This is a genomic window from Ruoffia sp. FAM 24228, from assembly GCF_045528575.1.
Classification (GTDB): domain Bacteria; phylum Bacillota; class Bacilli; order Lactobacillales; family Aerococcaceae; genus Ruoffia; species Ruoffia halotolerans.
In genome coordinates this window covers 1-9,911 of the sequence record NZ_JBGQQZ010000078.1, presented here as the reverse complement: position 1 = coordinate 9,911, position 9,911 = coordinate 1, and the positions used below count along the sequence as shown (strand labels likewise).

The following is a 9,911-nucleotide window of genomic DNA, read 5'->3' as shown; positions in this document are numbered from 1 at the left end:
GGGCGGCCCGCTTTGATTTTACGGGACAGTTTTTCAAGCAAGTCCATGTTCTTTGTTCGCATGATTCCGCGGTCAATCCATTGATAAAGAGCGGTTGTTCCAGGAATGATGGCACAATCGAACAGCGTGTGTTTTCTGGCAAATCCGACCACGACGTCCGGCGACCATTTTTCATTTAACATTTTGTCATCTGCCCAGTCAATGAAGGTATTTGTGTTCGCCCATTTGGGGCGTCTGCCACAGTTCAGTCGTTGCTTTTCATAGAAGGCCTGTCCTGCATCAGCGTCATAAACAGAATAGTAGGTGTCATACACTTTTCCATTTTGCGTTTGGCGTTTTAACTGGGTGATGGTTCCGCGATCAATCTCATTGTTTATGGTTTGCGGAACACGTCCCAGCACTTTGGCAACCTGACGGTTGGAATAGTCTTCCTTTTTCAGGATAGCGATTTGGCAACGTTCTGAGTAGGAAAGGTGTTTTCCCTTGCGTGAAACTGTGTTATCATGGGTTTGCGTCATGTGAATTCATCCTTGTCTATTGAGAGTTGTGGTAACTTCAATATAACATCGAATTCACGAGGCGTTTTTTTTATTTTAAATGGCTAAGTTCATTATAAAATCCGCCAAAATACTTTGAATCTCCATAGTAGTTAATATAATATATATTGGAACCGAAAAGCGATGGCAGAGTTGAAGACGGCTCATCTGTGTATCAAGAACAGAAATATGACGAGAAGAAACATTTCGTTACTCGATGAGAAGAATGGGAATTGTAACAAAAACAGATAAAGTCGACAACAATATTTTCAACTATCTTATTTAATAAGTAACTAAAAAGCCAGACTCAATTATTCATTGAGCTGGCTAAATTTATTTTAACTAAATAATGTTATTTACAAGCTAATGAATATTAGCTTATAATTGAGTTGGCTAATGAACATTAGCATAAGGGGGTATGGAATGAAGACGAAGGAGAAAATTTTAAGAGAATCATTAAAACTATTTGCTATGAAGGGTTTCAATGAAATATCACTAAATGAATTAGCAGAAAATGTAGGGATAAAGGCACCAAGCCTTTATAAGCATTATAAAAGTAAACAAGATATTTTTAGTCACTGCATAGAATATTTTAGATGCCAGTTAGAAGAAAAAAGAGAAAATTTGTCTTTACCAAAAAACGGAGAAAATTCTAAAGTATATGCTGATAAAAGTAGGGAAGAAATTATAAATATAGCAATAGATTTATTCAAGTATCATTTATTGGATCCAGCCGCTTCAAACTTCAGGAAGATGCTATTAAAAGACCGATATAACAATCAAGAAATTGATGATTTATATATGGAAATATTCATTAAATCTCCTATTGAATATCAAAAAATAGTTTTTCAATACCTAATGGACAATGATTATTTTATAAAAGATGATGTTCAAACAATGGCCATAAATTTTTATACTCCAATATTTTTTCTAATTCAGAAATATGATACAAATATCGAGTCCATTAATGAAGGAGAGAAAGAACTATCAGAAATAATGAACGATTTTTGTGATAGATATGAGGTAAAGAAATGAAAGTGGTATTTAAATTCATATTGCTTATCACATTATTTTATTTATTGTTTATGAAGATTAACATGGATAATTCATTGGAACAAGCGAATAAAAACTTAGAGAAATATGAGCCTAAGATTGCAAATTTATCGTACGGAAAAATGGAATATTTAGATAAGGGTGAGGGTGAGATAATCCTTTCTAATCATGGTTTATTTGGAGGATTTGATCAGGGGTATGAAAATATAGCTAATTTATCAAACAATCTGAGAATAATCGCGCCCTCAAGATTTGGATACTTAAATAGTGATATAAAGGGTGATGGGACTCCTAAAGAACAAGCAAAAGCATACGTTGAACTTTTAGACTATTTAAATATAGATAAAGTCTTTATTATGGGAGCTTCAGCTGGAGGAACGCTAGCAATTAGATTTGCCTTAGATTATCCAGAAAGATGTAAGGGACTGATTTTATATTCATCGGCAATGCCTGAAAAGTCAAAAGTTGAAAAAGTGAATTATAAACAGGGGCCACCAGATGTATTAGTTAATAACTATCCTATGTACTTATTAAGTCCATTATTCAATAAATTTATGGGAATGGACAAAGATATTATTAAATCGATGTTGCCAATTGATAAGAAAAAAATCGGCATAAAATTAGATAGCGAGGTCAATAATCCAGATATGGCAGCCAATTTTGATGATTATAATATTGAATCACTAAAGGTACCTGTCTTGATAATGCAAGCTGAAGATGACAAACTAACGGATGTAAATAAAATGGTGAATGTATCAAGCAGATTTCCAAATCGTACTATGAAAATATTTAAAAGTGGCGGTCATATGTTGAGGGGGAATGATGCAGAAGTAAGAAAAACAGTTAATGTATTTATAGAAAATAATAAGTAATTTTATAAGAGGAGATTATTTTTTATTCTCTAAGATCCAATGACCGTTATGAATTCAAAAGTAACAAATAAATCCATACAATATTTATAGCAACGGTTGATGGTAAAAATTAAGTTTATAAATATTTCGTTTGTCAATTTAAGCTAGAAATAATTTAACCCAGACACATTCTCAAGAAAGACCTCCAACGGGGTCTTATAAATTAAAGACTTTCTAGGAATCTTATTCCTACGAATGGAGACCGAAGAAATAAACGCTTGGTTCACTTCATTGAAGTCCATTTGTTTAGGTAATCCATCTTTACGCAAGAGCCCATTCGAATGTTCGTTGAGGCCACGTTGAGAGGGACAGCCCGGATCTGCAAAGAAAACAGAAATATCCTGTTAATTGCTTAAACTTTTCCAGTTGGAAAATTCCTTGCCACAGTCAAACGTTATCGACTTAAAAAGATTCTTGGGTAGCTGTTTAAACCAGTTGGTCAAGGTGACCTCGATGTCTTCGGCCTTCCGGCCGGGTGTCTTTAAAGCAATGATTAACTTAGACGCTCTTTCCGCAAAGGTGATCACGGCACTCTTATGGTTTTTACCGATGATGGTATCACCTTCTAAATGACCAAATTCATTGTGGTAAGAAGGATAAGCTTGTTTTCGGTCATCAAGCGTTCTTCTGTCCCCTTGTTTCCCGCGCGTTTCTTTATGGCCATTCGGTTTTCGTTTTCCTTGCATGGGTAACGTCGTTATATCAAAGAGCGTACTATCTTTAAATCGTCTATAGAGGGTACGCATAGAACAGCCAAGATCTACTTCACCTCGACCAATGATCACATCGGGTGTCCAACCCTCAGCCACTCGGTGCTTAACGTATTGAGACTGTTCACTTGTCAATGTTTTTTTCTTGGCGCCGCATTTCGATTTATTCTGTGTATAACGTTCCAAGTAGTCATGAACCGTTCCACCTTCTTTTAGGAAGTTGACAACATTATAGATCGGTTGATTGGATCGTCCCAGTTTCTTCGCAATTTCATAGGCTTTATAGCCAATATCATAATAAGTTTCTATCCACCCGAGTTCTTTCATGGTAAGATGTGTGTAGGCCATTTGTGGTCACTCCTCTAATTTTCGTGGTTGGAAATTTGATTTGAGTGTACCGCAGATGGTTTATTTATTTTTCTAGCTTAATTTTACAATTCAAGTACAATAAAAAGTATAGAGGAGGTAGAAAGATTAATTGACTTGTTATAAAGGGTGATATAACTTTTAAAGAGGCACTGAAGCTCGTCGATTCGTTTGAGAGAGAGCCGGGTAGGTCTGATGGAGCAGTTGAATGAATGGAGAATTCGGATGGAGCTAAAAAATGGAAAAAGTGGCTTCGTGGTATGTGACGAGGCCCCATACATATCAAAAAAGGCCTCGTTCACAATCACGAGGCCAATCCCTTTTACATTTACCTATTCATCATTTCCATATTGTGCAGCAAATCCCTCCGCAACGCGCTCCGCTTGCTTAATACACAGGTGAATATTGTTATTTCCATAATGAATCTTAGAAATCCAATGCCCCAAGAGATACATATTTGGCATTAAACCTCTGCTCGCGACCACTTGACAATCAGGCCAAGTAACCATCGCCCCGCCGCGATAGTAAGGTGTTAACATGTCTCGTTGGTAGAGATTTTTGATTAATGGATCAAATGCTAAAGCCTTTTGGATATCAAATTGGAAACCGGTACAATTAATGAGATAATCAGCATGATAACTTTCTCCGTTCTCGGTTTCCAGTTGATAAGAATCATCCTCGGTAATTATAGATTTCAAACTCGTCACAATTTCCAAACGACCTTGATCTAAATTCTCCAAGATAAAAGCTAAAGATTCGACTGGAATTTGTCTTCTAAAATGAATAAAGACGCGTTCGTAATTTTGCTTGTAAAGATCGCGGTCAAGGGGTGTAAGTGTGTTATATAGATCCGGCAAATAAATCGTCATCATGACAATATAGCGACGCAACTTTCCTAAAGAAATATCGGGATGCGCGATGGCAGAGCGGATTTCGCTAATAGACCCTGTGCCGTATAATTCCAAGAGCCTATTTAAATCGATATTATTGGCCTTCAAATCATTTAAAAACGTTTCAACCATCACTTCAAGAGAGATGAACCCATCTTGATTACGATGCGAGTCAATCCATTCATCTGAAAAACTTTGTTGAATTTCTCCTTGATAGCGGGAGAATTTCACCGTTTTAAAAGGAGTATTACTGTGAGTATATAATCGAATCGGGTGCGTCCAATTATGTTGTTTCAATAAATATTTAACCACATCCAAAGCTGTTAAGCCTGTTCCGATGATGCCAATCGATTGGTCGGGCTGCAAATGAGCAAGCGTCTCATCAATAGGAACTGGACTGTTAATATATTGGGGTGTTCCTTCGAGATGATAATAATCCGCATAAGGAGGATGGCCGATTGTGAAGAAAACCGTTTGATAATCCTCATGCCACTGACCATCATCTGCTTGAAGGCGGTAAATATCGCGCTCTGCATCGATCTCACAATCAACAATGGCTGATTCGTGTATGTTCACTTTCTCAGAATTCATTAAATAACTTAAACGTTCAAATAAATAATCACCATAAAATTCACGGGGGACAAAAGCATCATTGTTAGCGTACTCCACATGATTCTCACTAAGCCACACTAAAAAATCATCAGGACTCTCAGGGAAAATACTCAAATCCTGCGCATGCTCATTCATAATAGCTTCTTTCGTATCCTTGCCATAAGGCGCTCCCACCACGAAGTTAGCATCTTTCTCAAATAAATCAATCGTTAAATCATTATTAAAATTAGGATGCGATAGCAATTTCCGAATAATGGTAAATCCGCTAATCCCACCGCCAACAACTGCGACTCTCATATCATACTCCTCTTAACATCGTTTTGTTTATATTCATATTTATTATAAAGGTTTCTTATAGAAATGGAAATAAAGTCAATTGATAAATTTGTATTAATTATGCCCAGTAGGGAAGGTGTGATAAAAAGTTGGTGGTCTACTGATTGGGGGTACTTTGAAAAGCCAAAGTGTCTGTAAACAATGATAATCTAAAAAGCAGTGCGTCACGTCTCTTTATAATGGTCCTATGAACGTGGACAAAGTTGTAGATTCGACTCGCAATACTATAGATGAAACTACATGTACTTTAACTATTAATTGGGAACCTCATGAAGGCATTCTCGTTAAGACTATGAATTCATTCAAAATTCTAAGTCTTATTTTTTATTGGCTACCCATATATGCATCTCAATCAATGACTAACAACTTTACATATAATCACCACTCACTACTCCAGCCACTCATATCGGTCTCCCATCACACCTTTACATAAAATTTACAATCCAAAAAAATAAATAAAAATAATTTAAATTATAAAACTTTATTGTTAAGTCACTTAAGTTTATAAAAATATAATGGAATAAATTAGATTAAAATAAAGATGGATTAAAAACATAATTTTCATAATTTAGGTAATTATTAAACAAAAATATTCCAATCAATTTGTATAATTTATGTATGAAAACCTTTTTGAGGGTAAAGAAATTCGGAAAGACCTAATTATGGGAGATAGCTTGTAAAGATGCTGAGGGCAGTCAATACGCTATATTGTGATCCGAGAAATAAATTTTTTTCATATTTTTCACCAAGATAAATATTTTTTAGGTTATATTTTTATCAATATAATAATGTATATTGTAAATTTTATGTAAACATGTTGAAAAGCAATTGATTAACCTTTTATAATAGTTTATTCTTATTTTTAGATTAATAATATTAATCATATACTAGATATTTAGAAAAGAGGAACATAAAATGAATGAAATTGATCGTAAGAGGTTACGACAGAAAATCTATATTTGTGGTTATACCAATCAGCAATTAGCAAATGAAATAGGAGTGTCGCCTTCGACGATTTCGAACATCCTGTTAGGGCATACAAAACCTAAGTTCGAAGTGTTAAGAGCACTCTTTGGGGCGTTGGAACTCTCTTTCGATGAGTTTGTTCAGATCTTCTTTCCACATGAGTATCAATTAAACATTGATAAAGATTCTTTAGGAGACTTTGACCAAGGGCAGCCGTCACTATAGATAATTTTGTGAATTCATTGGCATTCAATATAAACCAATTGATATGTTATTTTAGTCATATCGAGTATATAATAGTAAATGTCGGTTGTTTCTTTTGTCATTTATTAGGAGGTTTATAAATGGATCCGCGGAAAGAACATGAGAAGTTATTGTCACAATTTGAGCCATTGCTTTTTAAGACTTTAAGTCGAGTAAATATGCGACGCATCCATGCTGATTATGATGATTATCTCCAGGAGTTGCGTTTGAAATTATTAACCCTTGCAGATAAGTTTGATGGGGATCCATTTAAAGAGGATCTTGTTCGCTTCTTAGGCTTTGCGAAACAAGGTTTATATCGTTATACTTTGGATTTAATTCGAAAGTCAGCAGAGAACACAGATTTCGTCGGATCAGATGTCTCAGAATTAAGTGAATTGCTGCATAGTGACTTTGTGTTTGGGCTGAGCCCTGAAATTCAAGTGTTTATTGAACAAGCGAATGAAGTCCTCACAGTTAAAGAACGAGAAATATTTGCCTACTTGCTTCAGGGGGGATATACGGGTCAAGATATTGCGGATGAATTGGGAATAAGTCGTAAGATTATGAATAAGTACAAAAGTCGGATAAAAGAGAAGTTAATACCATTGAAGGGCATGTTGCAGGGGAATCATTAATAAATAACTGAATTAGATTGTGGGAAGTCTCGTTGTTAAAAAACAATGGGGCTTTCTATTTGTGCACTAGCCTCTGTTGCTGCTGACCTAGTGCTTTCTCTGCATTGTAATGGATCCATTCCTTTAATAGCTTATAGACAATTCTTAATCGTTTTTGGGCACAGGCGACTAACGCTGTCCTTAGATACTTATTGCCTCTTGTCGTGCGATAGGCTTTCTTTATCCCAGAACTTTCATACGAACCTTGAGATAAACCTGCCCAAGAAGCTATGTGATTCACTGATGAAAAAGCATCGACCTTAGGATCAAACTCACCTAAAATTGTTGCGGCTCCAGTTTATTTTATCCCTGGAATTTCCAAGAGGTGTCCGTACTCGGTGAGAAAGTCATCTTAGAAGTCGACTTCGATATCCTGAGTGAGTCGATCGATTTTCTGAGTATAAAAGCGCTATTCATCCAAAGAATCTTCTAAAAGTAGACGATTCATTCGGCTTTTTTCCATCTAGGGCCTGTATGAACTCTTCCGGACTGGCCTTCAGGTTAGAACCAAACAAACAGGCAAGTAACCGATTCAAAAGTTACCTGCCTGTTTCTTTACAATTTATTCAATTCTTCAACTTCTTGTATTGCGCTGACGACCATTTCACGTGTGATCTCATACGGTGAAACCTTGATATCAGCCATGGTCATACACTTATCTATCATCTTATTGAAGTCTACCTCAGATGTCAGTTCTAACTGCTCTAAGTTTGTAGATAGATGAATGCTCTTCATGAATTCAAATAATTTATCGCGTGTTTCATATTGTTTGTCCATTGTAAGTAAGACCAATGCTCCATAACACGTCCATTCGCCATGCAAGTGCGTTTCTCCAGACTTAGTTGCTGTCGCTCCGTAGTAGAGCGCGTGAGCTAAGTTTGAGTTGTAGTCATTATCAACTAACACTGATGTTAAGGCCGTTGTACCGATTATTTCTTGAAGAACTTTGTCGATCGCAGGACTCGCTTTGTGCTCATTCGCTGCATCCATCGCTGCTTTTCCGTTCGCAAGCAATCGTTCATTACAGCCTTGGACAATTTTAACGCCTAGGTCATTTTCAAAAGATAACTCACGATCTCTTGCTGAAAATGTCGCCTCGATTTCTTTTGTAATTGCGTCACCAATCCCTGCCCATAAATATTTAGTCGGAGCTTCTGCTATCACAACACTATCCGCAAAAGAATGTACAGGCGGTTGCGGAATTTGCTGAACACCGTGCATCTCGCCGTTATCTTCATATAAGACACAGACTGCTGAAGTTGGGGCACACGTTGAAGCAATCGTTGGGAAAGAGAAAACGGGCTTATCTAACTTATACCCCGCTGATTTTACAGCGTCAATTGCCCGCCCGCCGCCGACTGCGAACAACATATCCGCTTCTTGAACTGACTCAATGCTAGCGATGCGATCAATATTCGATAAGTTTGCATTTTCGCCGTACCAAACAGTATCTACAACTTCTAGATCGGTTGATGTAATAGCATCTAAGATTCGGTCTTGACTTGCTTTCAAGGCTTTTTTACCACCGATAATTGCTACTTTATTTCCAAAAGGCGTACAGTAAGTTGCGATTTCGTCGTAGGCATTTTCTCCGATGGTAAAGTTGGGTAAGTTTACAGTTAAAGTCATTAAATCCCTCTCTTTATTATAATTTTTTAATCTTAATTATAGGGGAATTTAATAAATATGGCAAGTGAACCCGATTAAAGATCGGATTCCTGCTGTTCATTCTGTAAGACAGGGTGACGTTCTATATAAACTGGTCTCGTTCCGGCTTTCCGACAATGAATGCAACAAGGGATAAGAGTGCCTGCACAGCCACAAAGAAGAGGTTTCCCGGTAGTTGTAAGATGGCCACAACATAGAAAAACGCGCCAGCTAAGACGAAGTTCCTCGAATTGAAGACTAAGCCCACACCATTCATTAAAAATGCCAGTCCAACTGAAACAATGTGCACAGTAAATTGATCTGATAGACTGATTTCATTCGCAGACGCCGACTGATCAATCATTACATACAGGTAAATGAGATATAGAACACTTAAGATAAATGCAATAGTAGCAAAGGTACGGGCAATTTTCTTCATTATACTAACCCCTTACTATTTAATAGTTGATAAAATTTAATAATGGTACTAGTTTACTATAGTATACTACATAATATTAGAAAATAGAAATAATATACGGTATATGCTTATTTGTTTTTAATAAAAATGCCGAAGAATTTGCACCTCAAGCCAAATGGAGATACGGTTTGTCCTAAGTAGCCCCAACTCAAGCCACATGGACGAGTGGTTTGTCCTGAGTTGCCCCAACTCAAGCCAAATGGAGATACGGTTTGTCCTGAGTTACCCCAACTCAAGCCAAATGAATGAACTGGTCCTATAGTCAAGGACTATTTGAGCCACATTTTGAGTGCAGCTACTCTTCAATTTCAATCGTTCTGATGTGCGTTAATGCAGGTGTTGAATAAATATCTGCTAAAGGATAGACATTGGTAGTACAAAACTGATAATATTGAATAGGGCTTAGCTTCGCTAAGTTCCATTGGTAACGCTCATTGTTGTAGTAATCCATATACTCTTCAATGAGCTTTTTTACGTCCTCATAAT

General features: G+C 36.6%; 9 protein-coding genes and 2 pseudogenes. 4 read left to right on the top strand and 7 right to left on the bottom strand.

The window, feature by feature from the left end; translation table 11 throughout:
* The coding region (locus tag ACEN33_RS10975) for a transposase (RefSeq protein ID WP_407095104.1) at positions 1–518 on the bottom strand (518 nt) is incomplete at its 3' end.
* 441 nt (positions 519–959) lie between these two features.
* On the opposite strand from ACEN33_RS10975, the gene ACEN33_RS10970 reads away from it, so the two are divergent.
* Positions 960–1,571, top strand: coding sequence for a TetR/AcrR family transcriptional regulator (locus ACEN33_RS10970; RefSeq protein WP_407095103.1), 612 nt, complete (start codon positions 960–962; stop codon positions 1,569–1,571).
* A complete protein-coding gene (locus tag ACEN33_RS10965) occupies positions 1,568–2,461 on the top strand; it encodes an alpha/beta fold hydrolase (RefSeq protein ID WP_407095102.1) in 894 nt (297 codons plus the stop codon). Before ACEN33_RS10970 ends, ACEN33_RS10965 begins: the two co-directional genes overlap by 4 nt.
* Before the next feature lie 143 nt (positions 2,462–2,604).
* On the opposite strand, the pseudogene ACEN33_RS10960 reads toward ACEN33_RS10965, so the two are convergent.
* Both ACEN33_RS10960 and ACEN33_RS10955 read right to left on the bottom strand, forming a co-directional pair.
* A pseudogene (locus ACEN33_RS10960) lies at positions 2,605–3,558 on the bottom strand (IS30 family transposase).
* A 350-nt stretch (positions 3,559–3,908) separates the two neighbouring features.
* Entirely contained in the window at positions 3,909–5,375 is a 1,467-nt protein-coding gene (locus tag ACEN33_RS10955) for an FAD/NAD(P)-binding protein (RefSeq protein ID WP_407095101.1), read from the bottom strand.
* A 954-nt stretch (positions 5,376–6,329) separates the two neighbouring features.
* On the opposite strand from ACEN33_RS10955, the gene ACEN33_RS10950 reads away from it, so the two are divergent.
* Together ACEN33_RS10950 and ACEN33_RS10945 are read left to right on the top strand one after the other, a co-directional pair.
* Positions 6,330–6,605 carry a helix-turn-helix transcriptional regulator gene (locus tag ACEN33_RS10950; RefSeq protein WP_197105374.1) on the top strand — a complete coding sequence of 92 codons (276 nt, stop codon included), beginning with the start codon at positions 6,330–6,332 and terminating at the stop codon, positions 6,603–6,605.
* A gap of 119 nt (positions 6,606–6,724) precedes the next feature.
* A complete protein-coding gene (locus ACEN33_RS10945) occupies positions 6,725–7,261 on the top strand; it encodes a sigma-70 family RNA polymerase sigma factor (protein WP_407095100.1) in 537 nt (178 codons plus the stop codon).
* Positions 7,262–7,316: 55 nt separating this feature from the next.
* Here ACEN33_RS10945 and ACEN33_RS10940 read toward each other — a convergent pair whose 3' ends face one another.
* The 4 genes and pseudogenes from ACEN33_RS10940 to ACEN33_RS10925 form a co-directional block, all read right to left on the bottom strand.
* Positions 7,317–7,583, bottom strand: a complete 267-nt coding sequence (locus ACEN33_RS10940) for a transposase (RefSeq protein ID WP_407095105.1) — start codon at positions 7,581–7,583, stop codon at positions 7,317–7,319.
* Between the two features lie 272 nt (positions 7,584–7,855).
* Positions 7,856–8,929 carry an iron-containing alcohol dehydrogenase family protein gene (locus ACEN33_RS10935; RefSeq protein WP_407094214.1) on the bottom strand — a complete coding sequence of 358 codons (1,074 nt, stop codon included), beginning with the start codon at positions 8,927–8,929 and terminating at the stop codon, positions 7,856–7,858.
* 121 nt (positions 8,930–9,050) lie between these two features.
* Positions 9,051–9,386, bottom strand: coding sequence for a hypothetical protein (locus tag ACEN33_RS10930; RefSeq protein ID WP_407094215.1), 336 nt, complete (start codon positions 9,384–9,386; stop codon positions 9,051–9,053).
* A gap of 427 nt (positions 9,387–9,813) precedes the next feature.
* Positions 9,814–9,911, bottom strand: a pseudogene (locus tag ACEN33_RS10925) (IS3 family transposase); the annotation flags it as partial.

Bases quoted from the DNA above. Each gene is read 5' to 3' on its own strand.
- ACEN33_RS10950 (WP_197105374.1), top strand. From the start codon at position 6,330: ATGAATGAAATTGATCGTAAGAGGTTACGACAGAAAATCTATATTTGT.
- ACEN33_RS10945 (WP_407095100.1), top strand. From the start codon at position 6,725: ATGGATCCGCGGAAAGAACATGAGAAGTTATTGTCACAATTTGAGCCA.
- ACEN33_RS10935 (WP_407094214.1), bottom strand. From the start codon at position 8,929: ATGACTTTAACTGTAAACTTACCCAACTTTACCATCGGAGAAAATGCC.
- ACEN33_RS10930 (WP_407094215.1), bottom strand. From the start codon at position 9,386: ATGAAGAAAATTGCCCGTACCTTTGCTACTATTGCATTTATCTTAAGT.
- ACEN33_RS10970 (WP_407095103.1), top strand. From the start codon at position 960: ATGAAGACGAAGGAGAAAATTTTAAGAGAATCATTAAAACTATTTGCT.
- ACEN33_RS10955 (WP_407095101.1), bottom strand. From the start codon at position 5,375: ATGAGAGTCGCAGTTGTTGGCGGTGGGATTAGCGGATTTACCATTATT.
- ACEN33_RS10965 (WP_407095102.1), top strand. From the start codon at position 1,568: ATGAAAGTGGTATTTAAATTCATATTGCTTATCACATTATTTTATTTA.